The organism is Sphingopyxis sp. C-1 (assembly GCF_001047015.1).
GTDB lineage: Bacteria > Pseudomonadota > Alphaproteobacteria > Sphingomonadales > Sphingomonadaceae > Sphingopyxis.
On sequence record NZ_BBRO01000001.1, the window covers coordinates 847,428 to 869,894 of the forward strand.

The 22,467-nt window shown below is 64.2% G+C and carries 23 protein-coding genes and 1 other annotated feature; of the genes, 11 read left to right on the forward strand and 12 right to left on the reverse strand.

The features are described from left to right. Positions 1-88 precede the first annotated feature (88 nt). The gene (locus SC1_RS03870) at positions 89-733 is read left to right on the forward strand and encodes a Crp/Fnr family transcriptional regulator (protein ID WP_062177833.1); all 645 of its coding nucleotides are present in this window, start codon (positions 89-91) and stop codon (positions 731-733) included. A gap of 191 nt (positions 734-924) precedes the next feature. Here the strand turns inward: SC1_RS03870 and SC1_RS03875 are convergent, their stop codons facing one another. The 7 genes from SC1_RS03875 to SC1_RS03905 all read right to left on the reverse strand — a co-directional run bounded on the left by SC1_RS03875 (position 925) and on the right by SC1_RS03905 (position 8,963). Next, positions 925-1,254: a DUF1153 domain-containing protein gene (locus SC1_RS03875; protein WP_083435664.1), complete on the reverse strand. Its 330-nt coding sequence runs from the start codon at positions 1,252-1,254 to the stop codon at positions 925-927. A gap of 68 nt (positions 1,255-1,322) precedes the next feature. After that, positions 1,323-3,734 carry a CHAT domain-containing tetratricopeptide repeat protein gene (locus tag SC1_RS03880; protein WP_062177836.1) on the reverse strand — a complete coding sequence of 804 codons (2,412 nt, stop codon included), beginning with the start codon at positions 3,732-3,734 and terminating at the stop codon, positions 1,323-1,325. Between the two features lie 313 nt (positions 3,735-4,047). Continuing rightward, complete coding sequence (locus SC1_RS03885) at positions 4,048-5,169, reverse strand: DUF1501 domain-containing protein (RefSeq protein WP_062183530.1); 1,122 nt, start codon at positions 5,167-5,169, stop codon at positions 4,048-4,050. Positions 5,170-5,172: 3 nt separating this feature from the next. Beyond that, positions 5,173-6,603: a DUF1800 family protein gene (locus tag SC1_RS03890; RefSeq protein WP_062177839.1), complete on the reverse strand. Its 1,431-nt coding sequence runs from the start codon at positions 6,601-6,603 to the stop codon at positions 5,173-5,175. A 414-nt stretch (positions 6,604-7,017) separates the two neighbouring features. Further along, positions 7,018-7,800: a putative DNA-binding domain-containing protein gene (locus tag SC1_RS03895; protein WP_083435666.1), complete on the reverse strand. Its 783-nt coding sequence runs from the start codon at positions 7,798-7,800 to the stop codon at positions 7,018-7,020. Beyond that, entirely contained in the window at positions 7,797-8,627 is an 831-nt protein-coding gene (locus SC1_RS03900) for a DUF692 domain-containing protein (protein ID WP_062177845.1), read from the reverse strand. The genes SC1_RS03895 and SC1_RS03900 overlap by 4 nt, the downstream gene beginning before the upstream one ends. A 75-nt stretch (positions 8,628-8,702) precedes the next feature. Further along, a complete protein-coding gene (locus SC1_RS03905) occupies positions 8,703-8,963 on the reverse strand; it encodes a hypothetical protein (protein ID WP_062177849.1) in 261 nt (86 codons plus the stop codon). Between the two features lie 230 nt (positions 8,964-9,193). Between SC1_RS03905 and SC1_RS03910 the strand changes: the two genes are divergently transcribed. From SC1_RS03910 to SC1_RS03925, 4 genes are all read left to right on the forward strand, one after another. Beyond that, on the forward strand, positions 9,194-9,463 hold the full coding sequence (locus SC1_RS03910; protein ID WP_062183531.1) for a DUF2282 domain-containing protein: 270 nt from the start codon (positions 9,194-9,196) through the stop codon (positions 9,461-9,463). A gap of 188 nt (positions 9,464-9,651) precedes the next feature. Continuing rightward, on the forward strand, positions 9,652-10,110 hold the full coding sequence (locus tag SC1_RS03915; protein WP_370568697.1) for a DoxX family protein: 459 nt from the start codon (positions 9,652-9,654) through the stop codon (positions 10,108-10,110). Then, complete coding sequence (locus tag SC1_RS03920) at positions 10,110-10,631, forward strand: sigma-70 family RNA polymerase sigma factor (RefSeq protein WP_062177852.1); 522 nt, start codon at positions 10,110-10,112, stop codon at positions 10,629-10,631. Before SC1_RS03915 ends, SC1_RS03920 begins: the two co-directional genes overlap by 1 nt. A 2-nt stretch (positions 10,632-10,633) precedes the next feature. Next, positions 10,634-11,284, forward strand: a complete 651-nt coding sequence (locus SC1_RS03925) for an NrsF family protein (protein WP_062177856.1) — start codon at positions 10,634-10,636, stop codon at positions 11,282-11,284. A gap of 440 nt (positions 11,285-11,724) precedes the next feature. Here SC1_RS03925 and SC1_RS03930 read toward each other — a convergent pair whose 3' ends face one another. Further along, entirely contained in the window at positions 11,725-13,221 is a 1,497-nt protein-coding gene (locus SC1_RS03930) for a SulP family inorganic anion transporter (RefSeq protein ID WP_062177859.1), read from the reverse strand. Between the two features lie 60 nt (positions 13,222-13,281). Beyond that, positions 13,282-13,337 (reverse strand) — a sequence feature (sul1 is cis-regulatory element that is thought to sense ions involved in sulfur or methionine metabolism; They are found in Alphaproteobacteria). Between the two features lie 136 nt (positions 13,338-13,473). Here SC1_RS03930 and SC1_RS03935 point away from each other — a divergent pair. From SC1_RS03935 to SC1_RS03945, 3 genes are all read left to right on the forward strand, one after another. Next, complete coding sequence (locus SC1_RS03935; RefSeq protein ID WP_238586557.1) at positions 13,474-14,493, forward strand: YihY/virulence factor BrkB family protein; 1,020 nt, start codon at positions 13,474-13,476, stop codon at positions 14,491-14,493. A gap of 217 nt (positions 14,494-14,710) precedes the next feature. Next, positions 14,711-15,100, forward strand: coding sequence for a response regulator (locus SC1_RS03940; protein ID WP_202966779.1), 390 nt, complete (start codon positions 14,711-14,713; stop codon positions 15,098-15,100). Next, positions 15,067-15,471 carry a response regulator gene (locus SC1_RS03945; RefSeq protein WP_062177862.1) on the forward strand — a complete coding sequence of 135 codons (405 nt, stop codon included), beginning with the start codon at positions 15,067-15,069 and terminating at the stop codon, positions 15,469-15,471. Before SC1_RS03940 ends, SC1_RS03945 begins: the two co-directional genes overlap by 34 nt. 34 nt (positions 15,472-15,505) lie before the next feature. Here SC1_RS03945 and SC1_RS03950 read toward each other — a convergent pair whose 3' ends face one another. From SC1_RS03950 to SC1_RS03965, 4 genes are all read right to left on the reverse strand, one after another. Beyond that, the gene (locus SC1_RS03950) at positions 15,506-16,039 is read right to left on the reverse strand and encodes an ECF-type sigma factor (RefSeq protein WP_062177864.1); all 534 of its coding nucleotides are present in this window, start codon (positions 16,037-16,039) and stop codon (positions 15,506-15,508) included. Positions 16,040-16,110: 71 nt separating this feature from the next. Continuing rightward, the gene (locus SC1_RS03955; protein ID WP_152682287.1) at positions 16,111-17,085 is read right to left on the reverse strand and encodes a hypothetical protein; all 975 of its coding nucleotides are present in this window, start codon (positions 17,083-17,085) and stop codon (positions 16,111-16,113) included. A 3-nt stretch (positions 17,086-17,088) separates the two neighbouring features. Further along, positions 17,089-17,658 (reverse strand): hypothetical protein, encoded by a 570-nt coding sequence (locus SC1_RS03960; RefSeq protein ID WP_062177870.1) that lies wholly within the window; start codon positions 17,656-17,658, stop codon positions 17,089-17,091. Between the two features lie 115 nt (positions 17,659-17,773). Beyond that, positions 17,774-20,176 carry a serine/threonine-protein kinase gene (locus SC1_RS03965; RefSeq protein ID WP_062177871.1) on the reverse strand — a complete coding sequence of 801 codons (2,403 nt, stop codon included), beginning with the start codon at positions 20,174-20,176 and terminating at the stop codon, positions 17,774-17,776. Between the two features lie 169 nt (positions 20,177-20,345). Here SC1_RS03965 and SC1_RS03970 point away from each other — a divergent pair, with 169 nt between their 5' ends. Genes SC1_RS03970 through SC1_RS03980 form a run of 3 tightly spaced genes read left to right on the forward strand, consistent with a single transcriptional unit; the run spans position 20,346 to position 22,459 of the window. Further along, positions 20,346-21,473 carry a hypothetical protein gene (locus SC1_RS03970; protein ID WP_062177874.1) on the forward strand — a complete coding sequence of 376 codons (1,128 nt, stop codon included), beginning with the start codon at positions 20,346-20,348 and terminating at the stop codon, positions 21,471-21,473. Positions 21,474-21,519: 46 nt separating this feature from the next. After that, positions 21,520-21,963 (forward strand): hypothetical protein, encoded by a 444-nt coding sequence (locus SC1_RS03975; RefSeq protein WP_152682288.1) that lies wholly within the window; start codon positions 21,520-21,522, stop codon positions 21,961-21,963. A 25-nt stretch (positions 21,964-21,988) separates the two neighbouring features. Further along, a complete protein-coding gene (locus tag SC1_RS03980; RefSeq protein WP_062177882.1) occupies positions 21,989-22,459 on the forward strand; it encodes a hypothetical protein in 471 nt (156 codons plus the stop codon). Positions 22,460-22,467 lie beyond the last annotated feature (8 nt).

The window sequence follows — 22,467 nt, forward strand, 5'->3', positions numbered from 1 at the left end:
CATGGGCCCGCGATCGATTGCCGCTTGCCTTGAATCGGTAAATGCCACAGCGTCCGGTTCAGGAATGCAAAGAAGTTATCATTTTGCGATGGCCGAGCATTCACGGCTTTCTGCGCACGAATTGGCGCAACTTTCGGCGCGTGCACGCGTGCAGCAATTTGCCGCCGGACAGTTCATCCAGCATCAGGGCGATCCCGGGGATGCCTTCTGGGCCGTCATCGATGGGCATGTGACGATCGGCCGTCATTCAGCAGACGGCGCCTTCACGCATTTCGCGGTGCTTGCTGCCGGCGACCTGTTCGGTGAACTTGCCTTCTTCACCGGCGTGCCGCGGCAGGTCGATGCCATCGCCGAGGGTGGCGCGAGCATGATCGCTATCGATCGTCCCTTGCTTCGCCAATTGATGGCTGCGGACGTCGGCTGGGCCGAGCTCCTGCTACGAAGCCTGTCGCGGCAACTCGCAAGCGCGCTCGACACGATCGATGCCGAAAGAAGACTGAGCGCGACGGATCGGCTGGCGCATCTGCTTGTAACCATGGCACGCAGTAGCGCTGGTCGTGACACCGTCGATGCCACGCAGCAACAGCTCGCCGACCTGCTCGGCGTGTCGCGCGTTACATTGGGCGCAGCGATGAGAGAATTGGCGCGACTGGGGCAGATCGAACAGCGCTATCGCGGGATTCATTTGCTTGGCGCGCTTGCCGATCGGGCGGCCAATCTCGATGGTCGCTAAAGACGGGAAACGGTCCGCTTCCTTTCAACTCCCCTCTCAAGGGGATGACTCCAATCGCCGTGCAGCGCCGATCGTGCTGGCCCCCAGGTCCGAAGCCGTGAAGAAAAGACGGCGCGAGAGGGACCAGTCTGCTCACGCCGTCCCCCTGGCATCGCGCGATTGTGGGGGACGCGCGGCACCTAGGGTAAATCTTATCGCTTCCGGTCTCGCGCTATGTTCGTGATCCGAAGGCCCGGGATGCCCGCACGGTCGAGCGTGCGCCGCCAGCCATCAAGTTCTTCCTCACTGAGCCGGTATCGCCGGCAGGCGTCCTCAAGTCCGAGCAGGCCGCCGTCGATCGCGGCCAGAAGCTCGGCCTTGCGCCGTGCGACCCAATAGGTCGTCGATGACGATGGCAGGTCGGCCAACGTCACCGGCCCCAGCGGGCCGGCGACCGATACCGGTCTCGTTTCATATTCGAGCACCGCGAAATCTCCATTCGCGCGGCTGAAGCCGCTTGTCGTGCCCCCCGCACCGGACATGCGCGGACGAGGTTAACGAAATCTTGCCAATTGCCGCCCTGTGCGACCAACGGTTAGTCTTGAACGGATCAGCGGCCGACATCGCCAATCAGCGAAAAGGGCGCCCAGGCGCTCGGGTGCGACCAGCTCTTGAGATAGGGATCGTCACGCGTGTCGTCGCGGATTTCGCGTTCGACCTGCTGCAGCGCTTCGGCGCGTGACAGCCCTGGGTCGCCTTGTAAAATCTCGAACAGGCGCACGGTGAGAATGGCCGCGACATCGTCACGGACCGGCCAGTGCGAGGCGAGCAGGCTCTCGGATCCTGCAAAGAAGAAAGCGCGTGCGAGACCGGAAAGGCTAGGCGCGCCGGCGCGGCCGTCGCCAGCTGCCGTGTTGCAGGCCGACAGGATGACCCACTCCGCGCCGATGCGCAGCGATGCCACTTCGCTCGCGGTGAGCAAGCCATCGTCGGCGGGGCTGGCGACCACCGGCGGTGTGAAGACGAGGCCCGGTTCGCCAATGTCGCCGACCTCGCCCGCGACCAGGCCATGCGTTGCGAGGAACAGCACCGATGCGGACGCAAGGTCGGCCCCCTTCAGCTTTGTCTCGGTCGCTTCGCCTGCCAGAAACAACTTCGTTTTCTCGGAGCCGACAAGCGTCTCCATCGCTTTCAGCTCCTTCGCGGTCCCTGGAAGCCGCGCCAGCCGGCGAAGCGCGGCTGGATCGGCGAGCTGGGTCTCGCCGCTCGATGTGCGCCAGATGTTGCTGGCGAGCGGCGCGTTGCCGCCGCGTGCCATCCGGGTTCGACCCTCGACGCCGCGCGTGGCGGCATTTCCTTCGAGCAATGGATCGCCGAAGCCGATCATGTTATTCCCTCTGTCGGGGGCGTCGCGGTCTGCCACCGCCCGAAGAAGCTGAAGCGACTGGAGCGAGGGAAGCTGGACGATCGCCACCTTGTCCGCAAACCAGGGCGTTGCGCGTAATGTGGCAGGGTCGCCGTCAACGCCCTCGGGCTTTTCGGTGACAAGGATACCCAAGGGCAGCGAGGAGATCGAACCCGTCGCGGACGTAAACAGATGGCGCTTACCTGCCAGCGCCTTGCTCACGGGCGCTATCAGTTCCTCATAGAGGTGGAAGGCCGTGCCGCGATCGAACGGGAAGTCGCCTTCGCCTTCGGCAGACCACCGCTCATCTTCTTCGGGCGTGACATCGATATCCGCGCCGACATCCCATAGCAGTCGGCGAACATGACCTGCCAGTTCCGCCTCTGTCATGGCGGAGCGGTGCCAGTCGATGCCTTCGTGCGTCACGATCAGGCTGTGCGTGCCGCGCGGGGTCGGCACAATCATCAAGAAGGCCTCGTCGGCGCCAAGCAGGGCCTTGGCGGACGCCTCGTTCAGCATGGCGGGCTTTATCAATTCGAAATAGCCTGGCGTCGCAGCGGTCAGCCGGGCGTCGATCGCCTCGAGCGCGGTATTCGCTGTGCCGATGTCCTGCCACAGCGCCCGATCGGCCTCGCTGCCGGTTTTCATGCCCTCGCTCCTGGCGAAGAGCGCGCCGAGTTCGGCCGCCTTGGCATCGCGGTCTGCGGCAAGTCCGGCGGCGCCCGACGCGGCAGCCGCGCGCGTCGCTGCCGATCGCGCCAAGGCGCGTGAAGTCCGGCCCGCCATGATGTCCTGCAGGACAAGGAGCGCATCACCTTTGGCCGATGGGCCCGCCTGATCAGCTTCCCAAAGCACATCGGCGTAGAGACGTGACCATTCGGCGAATGTCTCTTCGCCGGTGTGGGTGGACGGATCCCGCTCGGCAAGCTCGACCATCTGCTCGTCGAGAACACCAACCCCGAATCCGCGCCGGTAGGCCAGGGACGACGCTGCGGCGATACGCGACGACGCCAGCGCCGATGCCGCATCGCCGTTGTCGAGAGCAAGTTTGGCATGCGTGGCAGCGGCCATGCCGAGTGCCTTGCCCTCGACCGTGCGCCCGCGCGGCACCGTGCGTTCGGCCGCGTCGCTCAGGGTGGCGCCGCCTTGCCAGGCTTGAAGGACGTCGGCCAATATTTTGGTGGCCTCCGCTCTTCGATGGTCTTCTGCGAGCGAGTGGGCGAGGGCGCGCACGGCATAAAGCGTGTCGCTCGATCTATCGCCCTCGACCTTGCGACGAATTTCGAGAGCCCGTGCGCGAAGCGCCGCATCCTCAGCCCAGCGCTTCTCCGAATAATATTCGAAAGCGAGAAGTTGGAGGGCATCGGCATGGGCAACGCTCGCTTCGCCATGATATCCGGCAATCAGCTTGGCGCGTTCAGTGAGGAGGGCGATCCGCGCGGCCTGGTCGCTATACGGAACCGCGCTCTGGCGCCTCCTGATGTCCGCCATCCGCGTGTCGAAATCGGCTTTGCGGGCTTCATCCTGGACTTGGGGCGACTGCGCTTGGGCAGGCGATACATAGGGGAGGCCGATGACGCAGGCGAGCGCCGCAAGCTGTCCGAAGAATCCGCGCATAACCATTCGCCCCCGCTGGTCTGCATTGAGCTAGCCGCTCATCGCGGGGGCGGCAATGCGGCACCGGCCGATTTGGCGTTTCCATCCAATCGAATCCCTGATGTTCGTCCTAACAGCGCCGGGCGACCCAGAAGAGCTCGCCCTCGCACGAGGACGAATTCTTCATCTGGCGCCCGCCCGGACTAACCCGGGCGGGCGCTTTTTTGTGGTCGCGTCTGTAGCGAAAAGGGCCCCGCGTCGCAGATTCAAGCCCCGCATCTGACGGGTAACTCGCGGCCACCGTCATCCGTTTGCGAGGCCGCCAAAATCGCTTCTACATATCAGGATAGAGAGTTTTGGAGACAATCCGCGGGTCAAGCGCATAATGATGCGACACCGCGCCCGCGATCACGCCCTCGAGGCTGCGGGTCGGTTTGAGGTCACGACCTTCGTACCGCGCCGATGGGGTCAGCCCTGGCCAGTCTGCCGATACTTTACCGCCTTCTTTTAATCCGCCTCCGAGCAACATCGCGGTCGCCGCGGTACCATGATCGGTGCCGCCGGTGCCGTTGATTTCGATTGTGCGGCCGAACTCGGTCGCGACGATGACGAGCGTCTCGGCCCACGCCGGGCCAAGCCCGGTCTGAACGGCGCCGACAAGCTGGTCGAGCCCACGCAGCTGCGCCGCGAGCCGACCGCGTTGGCCGCTGTGCGTGTCCCAACCGCCCGTTTCGACCATCATGACCCGCGCGCCGTCGGCGGGAAGCATGAGCGAGGCGGCGAGCTTGCCGAGGTCGGCGCCGTTGCGGCCGTTGTTGCCGCCGATGTCGCTCGCCAGTTCTTGCGTCTTGACTGCGCTCTCCCAAAGCGGGTGCAGCAGCGGATCGTCCTGATAGAGCGCGCCAAGCCGCGTGATCAGATCGCTGTCGGCTTGTGGCAGGCGGCTAGGCGCGTAAGTGCCGGCCTGCACCGTACCGCGGAGCGCGAGCGGCACGGCAGGCGCAATCGCGATGGCGTCGCGCTCTGCGGCGGGCAAGAGAGTTAGCAATCGCCCAAGCCAGCCGGTGTCGCGCCCATAGGGCCGCGACCCGCCCCCTTCGAGCATATTTTGTCCGTCGAAATGCGAGCGGTCGCGATAGCCCGTGGCAACTGCGTGCGCAAAATGCGCCTGATTGCCGGCGAACAGGCTCCCGGTGGCCGCCATCGCCGGGTGCAGGGTGAACATCGCATCGAGGCTGGCTCCGCCCGCGGTCTCATCGGCCATCGTGCGGCGCGCGGCGGCAAATGCAGGATCTCCGGTCGGTGCGACGATCGCCAGCCCGTCCGCTGCGCCGCGCTGAATGATGAAGACGAGGCGTTTGGGCGTGCCTGCGGCGGCATAGGCGAAGCGGGGAAGCGCGCCTGCGGCGACAACCGTGATGCCCGACAGGATGATAGAGCGGCGTGAAAGGTTCATCATCTATCTCCGCAAAAAGGCCGGGCTGGCGAACAGCATTGCGATACCCTGGCCCGGGCTGTCGGCGCGGGCGATCGCCTCGCCGGTTTCAGACGTGAGCGCGTCAGCAAGGACGAGCGGCGCAAGTTGACGCGCATCGGCGCGGTCGCCGATCCGTCCGGCGATCCGGCTCGCAAGTTCGACGCGCTGCATCAGCGCCGCAGACCCTGCCCAGGTCGAGACCTTGTCGTCATAGCCTGCGGGGGATCCGGGGCGCCAAACGGGTTGCCCAAGCTGCGTGAAAATGGCCGCCACATTCTGCCGTTCTCCAAGCGCCGGGACGTTCAGCGCGCGCAACATCGACACCGTCCAGTCCCATGGTGATTTAAACATCGCCGGTTTTGACGCCCATGGCTCGGGCGAGGCGATCAGCGTTCGGTACAGCGACGGAAGGTCGCCGCCGGTCTTGACGAAGTCCGCCGACAGCCGGTCGACCAGTGCCGTCGGCGGCTCGTCTGCCGTGAAATGGCGCGCCAGCTTGGTCGCGATATGCTCGGCGGTCGCTGGATGGACGGCGAGGTCGCGCAGCACTACGTCGGCCTGTTTCTTGCCTTCATCCTCATACCGCCTGCCAAGGATCGTCTTGGGACCCGGCTCATGGAGCGAGCCGATGAACAGGGTCGCGCCCGGCCGCGCATCGGCGGGCATCAATCGCAGCCCTGCTCCGCGCCCAAGACCGGCGACGGTCAGGCCCGTGAGTGCCTTGGCAAAGGCGGTGACATCGGCCTGCGTGTAGCCCGTTCTTACACCGAGCGTATGCAACTCCAGTATCTCGCGCGCCAGATTTTCGTTGAGACCCGGCGCCTTGCCTTTGCCGCGATTTCTGACGCGAGCTGCAAAAGGGCTGTCGGGGCCAAAGCTTTGGGCCTGGTCGAGATAGAACAGCATTGCGGGATGGCGAACCGCGGCGATCAGCAGGTCAGAAAATTTGCCCATCACATGCGGGCGGATCGCCTCGAACTCGTAATTGCCGGCAAAGCCGATCACGGACTGTTTGTCGGCCGACACCGCGAAATGATTGGACCAAAAATGCACCAGCCGTTCGGGAAAGGGCGTCGGCGTCGCGACGGCGGCGGCAAGGCGCGCGGCGGCCGCATCGCTGTAATGGCGCCGGATCCCTGACCGCGAAAGCCGCTGCATTTCGGGGGGCATGCTGTCTTGGTTCTCGGGCATCGGCATTTCAGCCGTTTTGCGACGCATCGCCCGCCTCTGGTCCTGATATGTCACATAAGCGTTGGCAATTGCCTCGCGCCTGGCCTGCGCCGCGATCGGCGCGGGCGCGGGATCATATTCGACGAGTTGGCGTATCAGCCAGCCTTGCGGGTCGGCGATCGCGACGTCGTCAAATCGACGGCCGAGGCCGAAGCGGGTGGTGGCTCGATATTGGACTGCCATGACAATGCCTTTCCGTGCCCCGTCCACATGATGGCCGCCATCTGTCGCAAAGCTGTGTCATCCGCGGTCTTGGGATCGGGAAGATTAGGAGACGCCCGGCGGTCCTGGCCAAAAGTTGGGATTGTCATTCGTGCAGTGGGGCCCGCTGACCATGGGTGCGCGGGACTAACGGTCTGTCGGTTGCGCGGTCAGCTCGATTGATCCGGCACGGCGATCATTCTTCATGCGGACGCGAGGGGCCTGTCAGTGCGGACCTGATATGGCTGACCTACGGGCGGAACCAGGTCCGCTACGCCTTTCATGAAAAAACGAAGTCTTGCCCGCCCGGTGGGAAATGTTCGGCCGCTGAGACGACACGCCCCGTGACCGGTGCCCCGATGGCGCGCTTTGCCACTGGCTCCGTCGGAAAAGCCTTTACTCTCTCGCTGCGCCCGTCGATGAGTTCGGACATTGAACGATATCCGTCAGCAGGCCTTCCGCTAGCCAGGTGCCGAGCCATGCCCCGCAGACGGCCACCCCGTCTGTCTCTCCCATCTGGTCGACCAGCTGCGCGCAAAGCGCCGCAAAGGACAGCCCATTGCGAGTCTGCAGAATGCTCTGGTGTTCCGCACCGTCGATCACGCGAAACCGCGACGTTTCGCCTTGACGCCAGATCATCAGCGCAGCGCCCTTGGGCGACGGCATGGCAGCCGGTGGTGTTTCCTTGCTGGCAAGGGCGTTCCATATGTCCGGGGCGTTCGTTTTTAGCGGGCGCAAATCGAGCGTCGGCGTGAACCGCAGGATAGCACGATCCCAGTCGACCTGCGCGATGCGAACGGCCGCGATCTGTTCGGCATCCGGCCCCACAAAGGCCTCTGCCAATCCCAATTCGAGATCCGCCAGTTCGCCGACTTCGGGATCGTCGGTATAGAGCAGCGCGAGCGTCGCAGGGAAATCGCGCGGATAGGCGTCAAGAGTCCAGCTGCTCGGCGGTACGCGCTCGACATGGTGGACGACCGCATCGTGAAAAGCCTCACCGCCGATCCATTGGCGCGTTTGCGGGAAGCTGTCTTCCAGGCAGTCCGCGAGCTGCGCCCGGAAGTTATTCTGGTAGATGGCCATGCCTGGCTGCGCGCTGGAACCGAAAGGAATGGCGTCGTCGGTCGCTCCCGTCCGCAACCATGCGCTGAACGCGCGCTGCGTTTGGGCGAGGCTCATGCCGCCAACGACCGCGCCGCCGCGCTGGAGGCGCGGGCCTGGTCCAGTTCAGTGAGCAATTCGTGCAGCGGCGGGATCGCGTCGTCGCGCTCGATCATCGTCGCGACCGGCCCGAGGCGGGGTAGCGCATGCGCGTATAAATCCCACACAGACGGCGGCACGGGGCTGTCATGCGTATCGATCAGCATGGCGCTTCCTTGCGAATGCCCGGCGAGGTGGACTTGGCGGACGCGATGGTGCGGGATGCCGTCGAGATAGGCGATCGGGTCGAAACCATGGTTGGTCGCGCTGACGAAAACATTGTTGATGTCGAGCAGCAATCCGCATCCCGTGCGTGTGCACAGTTCATCGAGGAATCCCCATTCGCGCATCGTGTCGCCATCGAACTCGATATAGCTCGACGGGTTTTCGATCAGCATCTGCCGGCCCAACATGTCCTGCGCTTGGTCCACATTTGCACAGACGATGCCGAGCGCTTCGTCCGTGTAGGGAAGGGGCAGGAGATCGTGTGAATTGAACCCGCTGAATTGTGTCCAGCAGAGATGGTCCGACACGAACAAGGGCTCGATTTCATCGACGAGCGCCCTCAGCCGCGCGAGATAGGCCGCGTCCACGCCATCGGCCGAACCGACCGACATCGACACGCCGTGCAGGGCTACCGGATAGCGCTCGCGTATTTCCCGCAGGATGCGTTTCGGGCGGCCGCCGTCGACCATGAAATTTTCCGAGATGACCTCGACAAAATCAACCGAAACGCGCTGTTCGAGAAATTCGGGATAATGCGGCTTACGCAGGCCGAGACCGAAGCCGGAAAAAGAAGGGATCATCGGGACCTCGCGGAACAGAAGGACGGTGGCCCGGCGGGCAGGGGGGCGTTAGGGAACCCGCCGGACTGGAGGTACTTACTTCTCGGTCAGACTGCCGCCGGCGGCAGCGCATTTCTTGGCGGACATCGCTTTGAAACCCTGACCCTTGCAGTCGTTCAGGCCCTTGCACTCGTTGTGCGCGGTCTTGCAGTCGGACGTGCCCTTGCACGTGTTGATGCCATAGCAATGGACGGTGGTCGCGCCCTTGGCGACAGCCGCCGTCGGGGCGGCTGCAGCGCCCATCGCGATGAGAGCGGCGGAAGCGGCGATGCTGGTGCTGGTACGAAGCGTGATCATATCGGTCTCCTGGAGAATATTTCGCCGGATTGGCTTCCCCAGTTCGGCGCGGATCGCACCACGGTTACATCCCCAGCGCAAATGGCGAGGTGCTGCCAAGGAGTCGAAGCTCGCGGAGATCCTCGCCGCCGCATTTCACGGCACGCCATTGTAACCATCGGTCGATCGTCTGCGAACTCCTGGTCATGCCCGACCTCGGAGTGGGCATCCGCCGTTATAGGAGAATGATGATGACCAAGACCTATGCCACTGTCGCTGCAACGCTGGCGCTCGCGATCGCTGCGACCGCGACCAATGCCTCTGCGGCGCCCAAGGCCATGGAGAAATGCTATGGCGTGTCGCTCGCCGGCAAGAATGATTGCAAAGCCGGCGCGGGCACGAGCTGCGCGGGTACGTCCACAGTTAACTACCAAGGCAATGCGTGGAAGCTGGTGAAGGCCGGGACCTGCACCGCGATCAAGACACCCAAAGGCACCGGATCGCTGACCCCAAAGGCCTGACGCGTCTCGGCCCACGCGAGCGCCGGGCGGCCATACACGCCGCCCGGCGATCCCATTTCCCAGAATATCGCTCTTCGCGCGCCTGGCGCTCAATGTGTTGTAACTTCCGGGCGTATCCTGCCGAACCCAATCGCGACAGTGCTGCCGGATGAGCGGCGCCAATCGATGCCCGGTATTCGAAAGGCTTTATGATGAATCGCTTAGTCGCATTCTACGACCGCGGCGTAGAGATCGCTGCCTCGCATATTCCCGAATCCGCCGCTTTATTCCTGCTCCGCCTTGCGCTTGCGGGCGTGTTTTGGCGGTCGGGTCAGACGAAGCTGGTCGAAGGAGGCTTCCTGCAGATCAATCCGTCGCAATATGATCTGTTCGCATCCGAATTTTCGGGCCTGCCGCTCGATCCTGCATTCGCAGTGCCGTTGACCACCTATGCCGAGCATGTCTTTCCGGCGCTGCTGCTCCTCGGCCTTGCGACGCGCTTCTCGGCTGGCGCGTTGCTGGTGATGACGCTCGTCATTCAGATATTCGTTTATCCCGATGCCTGGTGGCCAGTGCACTCGCTGTGGGTCGCGATGGCGGCGATATTGATCGTGCGCGGTGGGGGGCTGTTTTCGGCCGACGCGCTGGTTGCTAGAGTGCGCGCGTAATGAGCCTCGACGAACCCTCGCTGTCGCGCCTGATGGCTGCATCGCAGCGCGGGGATCGTGCGGCCTATCGTGCGTTGCTCGGGGGCTGCCGCAATTGGCTTGAACGCTATTTTGCACGCCGGATCGCTCCCCATCACATCGACGACCTGGTGCAGGAGACGCTTGTGTCGATGCATCGCAAACTGGCGACTTGGGATAGCGGGCGGCCCTTTTTGCCCTGGATTGCGGCGATTGCGCGCTACCGCTGGATCGACATGCTTCGTCGCCAACGTGACGAAGCGGAACTTGGCGATAATGATGCTCCCGTTGGCGCCGGGGACGAGGCGGTGCATGCGCGGCTCAGCATCGACCGGATGCTCGGCTATCTCACGCCGGGACAGGTGCAGGCGATAACCTTGGTGAAGATCGAGGGCGCCTCGATTGCCGAGGCATCGACGATTTGCGGCCAGAGCGAATCGCTGGTGAAAGTGAACATCCATCGCGGGCTCAAGAAGCTCGCCGATATGATTGAAAGCGAATGAGAATGACCGACGCATCGACCGACGCGCTGATCGACGGGCTGGCCGACGATCTCAAGCCGGTGCGGCCGCGGCGGTTGCTCCGCGGCGGGCTCTGGGTCGCGGCCGCTTGGATTGCCGTCGGCACGCTGCTGCTGTGGCTGCTCGGCATGCGACACGATCTTGCGGGCGGCGCGATGATGGCGCCATTGCCGATGCTGTCCTTCTGGCTGATCGCAGCGCTCGGCCTGTCGGCCGCGTGGAGTGCGCTGCGCATGGGGTTGCCGGGGGTCGGGCGGGATTATAGCGGCTGGCGCTGGGCCGGGCTGGCATCGCTCGCGTTGCCGCTCACTGCGTTGTTCATGGGCTTCGGCGATAGCCATGGTGCCATCGAAGCACTGCGTCCCCATAACGGTTTGCGCTGCACGCTCGACGGACTGGTCGGAGGGTTGGGCGTAGGAATTGCACTCTTCTGCTGGCTCAAGGGCAGCGCGCCGACCTCGCCCGTACGGGCAGGCCTGGTAATCGGGATCGCCGCCGGAGCGGCAGGCGCGACGATCCTCGCACTGCACTGCTCGTCGGACGATATGGTCCACATCGCCGTCTGGCATGGCTTGGTCGTTCTATCGTCGGCGGCAGCGGGGCGGTTCATACTCACTCCGCTCCTGCGCTGGTAGGCAAAACAGGCGTCGAGATTTCGGCGGCTCCGACCTGCCTCCAATCACTGAGGGGAGGCAGACGGGACACAGGCTTTTATCAGCTTGGCATCAATATAGTGCCTATGATCTGGACGGCGCCATTCGGCCGCTTCATGTCGGAGTTGGCAAGCTGGCCCGATCACCATCGATACGCGCATTTTCGGCTACCGTGAACCGGTGGTCCAGACCAGAGAGAGGTCCGGACGTGTAGCCTCTCTGTTCAATGACGAAGCTGGCTACACGACAGACCGAGTGAAGATCGACGGAAATGAACAATGTGAGCGTTGACGCGGTGCGCTTCCGATACGCACCGCCAGCTACGCGTGGTATCTTGCTTTATCGTCCCGGTCTCATTTCGGCGCGTCGCAAAAGCATGAGCGGGGGCCTGGAAACTGCCAAGAACCGCGATGCGCCCAATGTTATAGCGGCACTGTCCCAAGCTCCACCCCGGTCTTGTCGTGCAGCGCAAACCTGTCGACGATGTCGGCGCTGGCGCGATTATAGCCGACGATCGCAACCGAGCGGCCGTCTCGGCGCAGGCGCGCGACAATCTTGTCGAGGGCGCCGACGCCGGAGATGTCCCAGAAATGAGCGGCCGAGACGTCGATGAGAATGTCGCGAGCAGGGTCATCGTTCGGGAAGCTGCGGGTGAAGCGATCGACGGAAGCGAAGAATATCTGGCCGGTCACGAAATAGGTGGCCCGGGTGCCGTCGCTGCTGACATCGCGCCGCACCGCGAACATACGCTGGACCTTGCCGGCGAAGAAAATGCCCGACAGCAGGACACCGGCAAGCACGCCAAGCGACAGGTCGTGCGTCGCCACGACGACGACCACCGTAGTCAGCATGACGATCGACGAGGTCGGCGGATGACGGCGCAGATTGGCGATCGAATTCCAGCTGAAAGTCCCGATCGATACCATGATCATCACCGCGACGAGCGCCGGCATCGGCATCCGTCCGACATAGGGGCCGAGCCCCGCGAGCAGAATGAGCAGCGTCGCGCCGGCAGTAAAGGTCGAAAGCCGGGTGCGGCCACCCGATGTTACATTGATCACCGACTGGCCGATCATCGCGCAGCCGCCCATGCCGCCAACGAAGGCAGCGGCGATATTGGCACTGCCTTGTCCTGCGCACTCCTGCCGCTTGTCGCTGTCGCTATGCGTCATGTCGTCGACGATCTGGGCCGTGAGCAGAGATTCGAGCAAGCCCACCGCTGCCATCGTCAGCGAATAGGGAAGGATGATCCGGAGCGTCTCCATGGTGAGCGGCACGTTCGGCAGGACTATGCTCGGCAGGCCTTCGGGAAGCTTGCCCATATCGCCGACGGTGTTGACCGGGAGGCCGTACCAGATGCTGATGACCGACAGGATGAGGATTGCCACCAGCGGGGATGGCACCGCTTTGGTGACGCGCGGCAGCAGATAGATGATCGCGAGGCCACCTGCGACCATGGCATAGGTTTGCCAGCTGACGTCGATGAGCTGTGGCCATTGCGCCATGAAGATGAGAATCGCGAGCGCGTTCACGAACCCGGTGATCACCGAACGCGACACGAATTGCATGACGAGATCGAGCCGCAGTAGGCCGGCGACGATCTGTATGAGCCCCATCAGGATCGTTGCGGCGAACAGATATTCGACACCATGGTCGCGAACGAGCGGGCTGACGAGCACGGCGACCGCGGCGGTCGCCGCCGATATCATCCCCGGCCGCCCACCGGTGAAGGAGATGACGATCGCGATCGCGATCGAGGCGTAGAGGCCGACGCGCGGGTCGACGCCCGCGATAACCGAAAAGCCGATCGCCTCCGGGATGAGCGCCAGCGCGACGACGATGCCTGCAAGGATATCGGTGCGTGCCGTCCTGGCGCCGACGAACCATTGCCGGCGGTATGCGGTAAATCCGTTGATCATGAAAAGCTCACATCAGGACACATGGCGCCCCCATGGACGCATTCAGACTGGCATGTGCGATGTTGTCCGGCGGATAGGCGGCCGGAATAGCCACCCGGAATTACACCGGGTCCTTGCGAATGCCCCACGCCCTAGCCCTGCTTCGGGCAACATGGCAAGGCTTCGCGCGTGACGTCGATCGATGTGCGGTCGGGATGGCGCTGCCAAAGCATGGCATCGCTCTTCTCCGGTCCGGGAAAGAATGTGCATCTCATGCGTATGGTCCTGATGACCAGCCGAGCCAAGGGGCCGACCCCGACGCCGTCCCCTTTTGGGGGCAAGGCGCGCGAGCGCGGCGCGGCGGCACAGACGCCGCGCAGCTACTCGCGGTCCACCATCTGGATCATTATCAAACGGGTCTGGCAGAACAGCGGCGCGCATGATGTCAGCCTGCTCGCGGCGGGGGTCGCTTTTTACGCCTTTCTCGCTTTCGTGCCGCTTCTGGCGGCGCTCGTCATGGCCTATGGTCTTGTCGCGGACCCGTCGAAAGTGCCCGATCATATGCGATTGGTCATCGACCTCGTGCCCGCCGACGCCGCGCGGCTGATCCATGACCAGTTGACACAGCTCACACAGGGCGGGTCGAAACAGAAGGGATTTGGGCTTGCCGTAGCGATGCTGGTGTCGATTTATGGCGCCTCGCGCGCAGCGGCAGCGATGATGACTTCGCTCAACATCATTTACGAAGAGCGCGAGAAGCGCAGCTATCTCCGCGGAATGTTCGTGTCTGCTGCTCTCGTCGGCGGCACCGTCCTCGTCGGGGTCGTCGGGCTCATCGCTGCATCCATGCTTGGCTTTGCAGGCGCATGGGCGGCCACACTCGGATATCTCGCGGCCGCGGCCGTGCAGTTGCTGACCTGGTTCCTTGCGGCTGCCCTGTGCGTCCTCACCCTTGGCGGGATTTACCGCTTTGCCCCCAATCGCGCCAATGCGCGCTGGCAATGGCTGACCATCGGCTCCGTCCTTGCGACGATCTTGTGGCTGCTTGCGACAATCGGGTTTGCTTTTTATGCGTCCCGCTTCGCGGACTATGATGCGACCTACGGGTCGCTTGGTGCCGTGGTGGTGTTGCTGATGTGGTTCTACCTGTCGGCTTGGGCCGTCCTGCTCGGCGCCTTGATCAATGCCGAAGCCGAGCGCCAGACCGCGTGCGATACCACCACGGGATCCGAGCGTCCGATCGGCGAGCGCGGTGCAACGATGGCCGACACCAGCGCGGCGATTTGGCCGTAGAGTCGCATCGCCCAAGAAGGCTGGACCGATCTTCATCCCGGCCAGGCGTATTGATACGATAGGGCCTCGCAGGTTGCAGAAGCGCCAACGATCCGGTTTGGATTCGCCGAGCGAAGGAACCAGCCCCTGCCGCGCGGCGTAATAGGTTCATCCAGAACGTGACGGGGTGCGGGTCCAAACGGAGTCGCTGGGTACGGGTTGTGGGCAGGGACATTCGGTGAGCGCACGGACGATACTCGTCGTCGAGGACGAATTCCTCATTCGATTCATGTTGGCCGATTCCTTGCGGGAGATTGGCTATCAGGTTCTGGAAGCGGCAAATGGGGACGAGGGCTTGGCGGTTCTTTTATCCGGACAGGCGGTCGATCTCATGGTCACCGATGTTCGGATGCCCGGCAGTATCGACGGGATAGACCTCACGCGCCGATCCAAATCTTTGGCGCCGGCGCGTCCGGTCATCGTTTGTTCGGCGCACCTGTTCGAACCTGAATCCTATCCGGCTGACGCATTTCTTCCCAAGCCATACACTTTTGCCGAACTCGCCAATGTGATCGAACGGCTGACAGGAGAGCCATGGCAGACGAACTCCCAGACCCGAAGTGCCTGATCGTCGCGGACGCGGATGTCCTCATCCGCAACGCATTGGCGGAATATCTTCGAAACTGCGGCTACAAGGTCTTCGAAGCGGCGACGGCCGACGAAGTGATCATGGCCTTGGAAGAAGGTGCCGCGAAGATCGACGCCTTGCTGACGGACGCGGAACTGTCGGGACGATTCAACGCGTTCGAGCTTCGCAAGTGGGTGCGGGATCATCATCCCGATGTCGAAGTCGTTCTGGCGGGCAGCGTCGATTCAGCGGCAAAGGCAGCAGGTCACTTGTGTGACGAGGGTCCGCATCTCCAGAGGCCCTATGATCCGCAAAGCGTGGCGGCGCACATAAAGCGCCTTTTGGCAGCGACCCGGCGGCAGACAGGCTAGCCCCCGGGCATGAGCCCCGACGTCAGCCGCTGGCCTATGATGCGCCTTCAGCGATTTCGCTTCCCTCCATCTCCATCTGCATGAGTATCTTCGCCTTCGTCCAATCACGTCGGACCGTGCGTTCGGTCACACCCAGCAGTTCGCCGATTTCGCGCTCGGAATAGCCGCCGAAAAACCGATATTCGACGATCTCGGCGAGCCGCGGCGCCGCCACGGTCAGGCGATCCAGGGCATCGTTCAGTGCCAGAAGGCGTTCATCGCTCTCCCAATAGACGTCGGGCAACTCATCGTCGAAGCTATCGGCATGCATGCCACCGCCGCGCTTTGCGGCAAGCCGGGCCTGGGCATGATTGATGAGGATCTGCCGCATGGCGCGCGCCGCCGTTCGAAGGAAATGCTTCTCGTCGACAAAGCCGCCAGTGCTTCTCAGCTTGAGGAAACTTTCGTTGACCAGTGCGGTCGAGCGCAGCGTTTCGCCCGCGCTGTAGCGCCAGTGCATGTCTCGCGCGAGCCGCTTGAGCTGCGGGTATAGCGTTGCCACGAGCGAATCGGATGAATCGGTAAGCATGCCCCATTATGCGGATTGATCGTTTCATATCTATGCGTTGCGTCACATCGGCGCCGATAGGCATGGCGCTGTCAGGCCGCGAGCAAAGACTTGCTTGCCGAGCCGATCATCGCCGCCAGCCAGCGGCGATCGGCGCTGGCTTCGATAGCGGCGACGGCGTCGGGCAGCGAAGTGTCGCCGACTATGGCAGGACGCATCAGGTCAATCTGCTCGACGATCTGGGCAAAGCCCTGCCCGAAACGCGGCGCCGTCTGGATGAGGCCGTCGCCGATACGTATCAGCGGAGTCCCGCACGGCGCGCCCCGGACCTCGACACGCCGGGCATAGGGCGCGCAGTGGCGCGCCGACGTGCAATCAAGGCGCAGGCTGCCCATGCGGCGTGCCCCGTCATGGCCGGCGGCGAGCATCAGACTGTCAAGAAGACGGAAGGGAGAGCCAGGGCGTTCGACATCGCCCGCAGTACGAACGGTCATTGTGCATCGACCCTCCGGATGACGGCACAGCCACAGACTCGCGGCGCCTCCCACATTGCGCGCGGCAATCATCCATGGAAGGGCATCGTCGCCGAACGATCCGCGCCACGTCCAGCAAATGTCCGTCGCATCGCTTTCGTCGATCGCGACATCGAGCCCGGCGGTGCGGCTTGCAAGAACGCCGCTTCCGCTGGCATCGACCACCAGACCGAACGCCTGGCGTGCCATCGGAATGGCCGCGCGTGGACTGGTTACGACGGCTCCTAGCTCGATTGCCCGCCGCGACAAGGCGCGGACCAGCGCGGGGGCATCGACGATCGGGGCCGGCACAACGGCCGGCGGTGCGTCTCCGTCGATCCGGAGCTGATCGGCGACCGACCATCCGGCGAGGTCTCGCCCTGCGATGGCCTCGATCCCCGCGATCGTTGTGGCGGCAATCTGGTGAATATGACCATGGTGCGCGCGGGCGACCCGTCGGCCCGGTGCGATTTCGACCGTCCAGTTCGCGCGCCGCAGCGCGATGGCCGCCAGCAGTCCGGCCGGGCCGTCGCCCAGGACCATCGCGCTACGCATCGCTCAGCCGCGCCGGGTTGGTACGCCGAGCCCGCGGGTCGACACCGCGCGGCTCTCGGCGAGTATGAAGAAGATGATGCCATTCTCGGCTCCGCCGCGCAGCAACGTGTCCTTTGCGACACGGCCCAGCAGTTCCCGTGCCGCTCGCGGCTCGTTCGAGGGCACGAACATGTCGCCGGGGAAGAACATGTCCCCCGGGAAAAACATATCGCCTGGAAAAAACATGTCGCCGGGGAAGAACATGTCTCCCGGAAAGAACATGTCGCCCGGGAAGGCTTGCGCGCCCGAGGCGAGTTCGAATGCGTCGGACGCGAACATCTCGGCGATCTCGCCATCGACGAGGCGCGCGGCAAGAAATTGCATTTTGACCGGTTGCTCCAGCCGCGACCGTAGCCGCACCGACTTGACGAGCGCCGCGCGCAGCTTTTCGCCTGACATGCCTGCCAGGCGGCGCGCACCGGCGACTTCCAATTCGACCGTCCCACCGTCCCTGGCAAAGGCGACAGTTGCCTTCGTCGCACCGGCGACGAGAACTGCGGTCCCTGCGATGAAATTCCTGCGTGTCACTGCCATGATCGATCCTTCCCTGTGCATCGGCGGCGGTCGCGCCGGCCTCACGGGGGAAAACAGAAATGGCGAGAGAAAGCGGACATCCGCCCCGCAGTCAGATGGTCTCGCTTGACCGCGACTAGAGGCGATAACGCGCCCTGATGTCGCCTATCCCCTGTTGCAGGCGGGCCGCGGGCGCGCCCATCGCCTTGACGATCGGCTCGGCAGTGCCGAGCGCGGCGCGAGCGCCCGCCTTGTCCCCGCGGGCCGCCAACGCCCGGCCAAGCGCGATCTGGGCGATCGCGCGCGGCGGCGTGGGGTCGTTGCCGGCGGTCGCCACCGATTTCCGGGCGACTGCGAGAGCTTCGTCGCCATTGTCGAGCGCTAAATGCGCTTCGGATAGCCCCGCCAGCGCCGACACATGCAGGATCGATCCCGCACCGGCGAAGCGCTCGGCCATCGGCTCCGCACGCGCGAGCAGTGGCAAGGCCTTTGTCGCGTCGCCGAGCTGCAACAGCACCTTGCCATAATTGCTCAGCAAGGCCGCGGTCCCGCCCGATGCGCCAAACAGTTTTTCGCGCAGGCGAAGGGCTTCGGCAAAAATGGGCGCCGCCTTGGCGGGATTTCCCAACAGCACCTCGATGGCGGCCAGATTGTTCGCGGTGTTGAGCGCGTCGGGCGTATCGGTCAGTCCTGTCTGGGCCCAGATCAGCCGCGCCTGTTGCAGCGCCTTGCGTGCGCCTGGCAGGTCGCCGCTCGCCTGCAAGGCGACACCCAGATTGTTCTGGAACACCCCTGCAAGGCGGTTGTCGGTGCCCAGCATCGCGACATGGTCGTCCGCGGCCTTCTGCAGCAGCGCCGCCGCCGCCGCCGGATCGGCCTCGCGCATGATCTGCGCCTCGAGCAGGCGGCTGTCGATCAGTCGGTGACGCCACTGATCGGGATCGCTGGTCCAATATGCCTGGGCCTGCGCCAGCAGAGCACGCGCTTCCTTCACCTCACCGGTGCGAACGAGCGCCTGCGCGAGATCATAGCGCGAAAGCGCGAGCGTCTCGGGATCGATCCGGACCGTGCCACCGGCGGTGACCACTGGCCGCAACGCCGCGATCGCGCCCCGATAGTCGCCAAGATAGAAATAGAGCTCGCCCAGTGCGTGAAGCACGGGCGCCTGGTCCGCGGGCGAGCGGGCGAAACGTTCGATGATCCGCCCGGTTGATCGTTCGAGTATATCGCGGCGGTCGGCGTCGTCACCGGCGACATCGGCGCTCTCGGACAACATCACATAGAGCGATTCGCGAACCGCCTCGGAGCGCTCTTCCTCGGCCAGGGCCGCATCGCGCGCGGCATAAGCTTCGCGTGCCTGCCACAAGGTCGCTACAAGCCCGCCCGCGAGGCTCAGTGTAATCGCGACGCCGGCCGCGATCGGCCAGCGCCACTGCCAAAGACGGCGGCGCACCGCATAGCCCCGCTCGCCGCGCCGCGCTGTCACGGGTGCCCGGTCGAGTACGCGCTGAAGATCGGCGGCGAACGCCTCGAGCGTCGGATAACGATCCGCCGGTTCCTTGCGAAGTGCCTTGGACAGCACCGCGCTGAGATCGGCGACCATCGCGTCGGGTGCGGCGGCCAGGACATCGACGTCGCGGTGCGCCGCCAGCGCCTTGGGCGCCGTATCGAGGATGCGCCCGACGCCGAGCACGAAGGGCAAGCCGTCGAGTTCGATCGGCGGCCTGCGCGTCACCAGCTCATAGAGCAGCGCCGCCGCGCCATAGACGTCGCACGGTGGACCGACGGGGGCACCCGTCAGTAGTTCGGGCGGCGCATAGGGCGCCGAAACCGGCAGTGGATTTTGTGTTTGCGTCGGCAGCGCCATCCGCTTGGCGACACCGAAATCGATCACCCGGGCGCGCCCGCCCGTATCGACCAATATGTTCGAGGGCTTGAGATCGCGGTGCAGGACCAGCGCTTGGTGCGCCCGCGCCACCGCGCCGATCGCGTCGATGACCAGCGCGATCCGGCGGGCGAGGTCGGCCTGGTTGGCATCGCACCAGATGTCGCAGGGTGGGCCGTCGATGCGCTCCATCACCATCCAGGGATTGCCCGCATCATCGACCCCGCCATCGAGGATACGCGCAATATGCGGATGGTCGAGCGTCGCCAGCACCTGCCGTTCGGTGGCCAGTCGCTCGGGATCGACGCCCGGACCGCCACGGATGAGCTTCAAGGCCCCGGTCTGGTCAAACCCCCCGTCGGCGCGGCGCACGGCGAAGACCGATCCCATCCCGCCGCTGCCGATCAGCCCTTCGATCCGCCATGCCCCATAACGATCACCGACCTGCGGGCCTGGATCGATCGGCCTTTCCGCCGCGAAAGTCGCGTCGGACGGCTCAAGAAAATCAACGCTTGAATCCATGCGGGCGAGGAATTTGCGAGCCTCGGCCGCCAGGATCGGATCGACGGCCGCAAGTTCGGCCTCGCGCTTGGCTTCGGGCAAGTCGTGCGTCCGGTCGATCAACGCCGACAGCCTGCTCCATTCGATTGTCACGCAACGCCCCCGCCACCCGATTTGGCTTTAGCATCCCAGACTGCTGGATTGACGCAAGCCAATTTTTTCGGACCGCCATGTCCGGTTCGGGGCGCCGATCCTGTTTTCATCTTCAGAACGGTGCCGGCCCGCAAGGGTTGGGCTGGCGCGGGATGAGGGAGATTAGTACATGCAACCGATCCGGAAAATTCTGACGGCAGGGTCCATCCTGCTGGCCGGCACGGCCCTGGCCACTGTGCCCGCGGCGGCGCAACCCGGTGCCGGCGGTCCGTCCGCTCTCGGCAACGTTTATTCGACCAACGACTGGGGCGATCTTTCGGTTACCGAGTGGGAGGCGGAAAGCTTTCGTGCCGGTTATACGTTCGAACGGGGCAAGATCGAAGGCGTCCGCAAAGGCAATGAAATCGACGGCTTCTGGACCCAGGCGACGAGCGACCGCACCTGCACCACGCCCCGCGATGGCAGCTACCATTATGGCCGTATGATCTTCACCTTCAATCCGGCGCTCGACAGCTTCGAGGGCCGGTGGGGCTATTGCGACGAAACCCCTTATGCGACCTGGAACGGCACGCTGACCCGGCGCGGTACCGCGGCAAACACGGCTGCGAAAAAGCCGGCCCGGCGCGCAGCGGGATCCGCAACCGCAGCGGCGGCTGCAGATCCGGTGGCGACGCCGCAGGCTGGCGCGGAACAGGCCTATGTCTATGCGACGATCGGATTCGACAAGATCAAGCCCGAACTCATTCTCGACACGCGCGCCGCCACCGTCACAGGAACATACACCGCGACGCAGAGCGAAGCCGAGCTCGACGCCATTTATCGTACCGGCACCTACGGCATTACCAGCGGCACGCTGGAAGGTGCGTTCTCGGGCAATACGCTCACCGGCTACTGGTACGAAACCGCCTATAATGCAGGGCTTCAAGGCGCTTGCGACACCGAGCGCAAAGGCACCCGCGTATTTGGCCGCTTCGTCCTGACGTTCAGTGCGGATCGGAAATCCTTCACCGGTCTGCGGACCGGGTGCGAGATCGTTCCCGACGCCTATGAACACAGCTATAATACATGGAACGGGACGCTTGTCCGACGACAAGCCGCCGCGCCCTCGGTCGCAGCTGCCGCTTCGGCGCAGGCGCCAACCGCCTCTTCGCCCGTCGGATCGAGCGCGACGCCAGGGGTGAAACCCGCAAGCCGGATCATCGGCAGGGCCGCGCGCGCCGCGGAAGACGAAGTCAACGCCAAGGCGGAGGACGAAGCCCGAAAGGCAGCCCGGGGGATCCTCGACCGGCTGTTCTAGTTGCGGCCCGGCTGACGGGACCCATTGCTTCCTTGCGGAGACCATCATGAAATCATCGAAATGTCTTGGCCCCTTGGCCGCCGCGCTGCTCCTCCTGTCCGGCTGCGGACAGAAGGATGGCGGGGCTGCAGGCGGCGGCGAAACGGACGCAGCGGTCGCCGGCGGCGGTGAACTCGACACCGCACTGCGCTGCTGGGCTTTGACGAGCGGCGCCTATTTCCAGCACATGGCGCTGGCCGGCGAGCGCGGCAACCTGCCGAAGCCGGACGAGGCGGTGTACACGGGCTGGGCCAAAAAGCTGGCGATCCTGTCCTTCAACAAGGGCATGGGCTTCAAGGCGTTCAACGAGATGAAGGACAAGGCCAAGCGCGACGTCCGCATCTATTCGCTGACCGTCGAACCGGACCATGCGGCAGCGGTCCGGACCTGCATCGACACGGTGCCGCCCCCGACGAGCGAGCCCGACCCCTCATGGCCGTCGGACAGCTGACGCACCGCTTTGCAGGAGAAGACCGATGATGATGCGTATTATGATCGTGCTCGCGGCGATCGCCCTGGCGGGATGTGGTGACGCGCAAAAGGATCAGGCAGACGCCTCGACTACCACCATCGACGAGCCGAGCGACGCGAACGTCGCGCGTGCGGACGGCGACAAGGGCCCCGGCGTTTCGGTCGGCGAGCTGCCCGATTTTGTCGAACTGCCGCGAGGCGCCAGAGCAATAACCAATATGCGAATGAACGATGGCACGCGGGCAGGGGGGACACTCACACTCGAGACCGCCACGGCTCCCGCCGACCTTTTGGCCTTCTATCGCGCGTCGATGGCGCGTCATGGCCTCAAAATCGGACTGGAGAATAGCGCGGACCAGATGATGCAGCTGATGGGTGAGAGCGAAGACAAGGCGAAGACGCTGATGGTTACGGTTCTGACCGATGACGAAGGTGTCACCACACTGAACCTCGTTCATTCGCGCACGACATCCTGATTTTCTCG

Bases quoted from the DNA above. Each gene is read 5' to 3' on its own strand.
- SC1_RS03870 (WP_062177833.1), top strand. From the start codon at position 89: ATGGCCGAGCATTCACGGCTTTCTGCGCACGAATTGGCGCAACTTTCG.
- SC1_RS03875 (WP_083435664.1), bottom strand. From the start codon at position 1,254: ATGTCCGGTGCGGGGGGCACGACAAGCGGCTTCAGCCGCGCGAATGGA.
- SC1_RS03880 (WP_062177836.1), bottom strand. From the start codon at position 3,734: ATGCGCGGATTCTTCGGACAGCTTGCGGCGCTCGCCTGCGTCATCGGC.
- SC1_RS03885 (WP_062183530.1), bottom strand. From the start codon at position 5,169: ATGAACCTTTCACGCCGCTCTATCATCCTGTCGGGCATCACGGTTGTC.
- SC1_RS03890 (WP_062177839.1), bottom strand. From the start codon at position 6,603: ATGGCAGTCCAATATCGAGCCACCACCCGCTTCGGCCTCGGCCGTCGA.
- SC1_RS03895 (WP_083435666.1), bottom strand. From the start codon at position 7,800: ATGAGCCTCGCCCAAACGCAGCGCGCGTTCAGCGCATGGTTGCGGACG.
- SC1_RS03900 (WP_062177845.1), bottom strand. From the start codon at position 8,627: ATGATCCCTTCTTTTTCCGGCTTCGGTCTCGGCCTGCGTAAGCCGCAT.
- SC1_RS03905 (WP_062177849.1), bottom strand. From the start codon at position 8,963: ATGATCACGCTTCGTACCAGCACCAGCATCGCCGCTTCCGCCGCTCTC.
- SC1_RS03910 (WP_062183531.1), top strand. From the start codon at position 9,194: ATGACCAAGACCTATGCCACTGTCGCTGCAACGCTGGCGCTCGCGATC.
- SC1_RS03915 (WP_370568697.1), top strand. From the start codon at position 9,652: ATGATGAATCGCTTAGTCGCATTCTACGACCGCGGCGTAGAGATCGCT.
- SC1_RS03920 (WP_062177852.1), top strand. From the start codon at position 10,110: ATGAGCCTCGACGAACCCTCGCTGTCGCGCCTGATGGCTGCATCGCAG.
- SC1_RS03925 (WP_062177856.1), top strand. From the start codon at position 10,634: ATGACCGACGCATCGACCGACGCGCTGATCGACGGGCTGGCCGACGAT.
- SC1_RS03930 (WP_062177859.1), bottom strand. From the start codon at position 13,221: ATGATCAACGGATTTACCGCATACCGCCGGCAATGGTTCGTCGGCGCC.
- SC1_RS03935 (WP_238586557.1), top strand. From the start codon at position 13,474: ATGCGTATGGTCCTGATGACCAGCCGAGCCAAGGGGCCGACCCCGACG.
- SC1_RS03945 (WP_062177862.1), top strand. From the start codon at position 15,067: ATGGCAGACGAACTCCCAGACCCGAAGTGCCTGATCGTCGCGGACGCG.
- SC1_RS03950 (WP_062177864.1), bottom strand. From the start codon at position 16,039: ATGCTTACCGATTCATCCGATTCGCTCGTGGCAACGCTATACCCGCAG.
- SC1_RS03955 (WP_152682287.1), bottom strand. From the start codon at position 17,085: ATGCGTAGCGCGATGGTCCTGGGCGACGGCCCGGCCGGACTGCTGGCG.
- SC1_RS03960 (WP_062177870.1), bottom strand. From the start codon at position 17,658: ATGGCAGTGACACGCAGGAATTTCATCGCAGGGACCGCAGTTCTCGTC.
- SC1_RS03970 (WP_062177874.1), top strand. From the start codon at position 20,346: ATGCAACCGATCCGGAAAATTCTGACGGCAGGGTCCATCCTGCTGGCC.
- SC1_RS03975 (WP_152682288.1), top strand. From the start codon at position 21,520: ATGAAATCATCGAAATGTCTTGGCCCCTTGGCCGCCGCGCTGCTCCTC.
- SC1_RS03980 (WP_062177882.1), top strand. From the start codon at position 21,989: ATGATGATGCGTATTATGATCGTGCTCGCGGCGATCGCCCTGGCGGGA.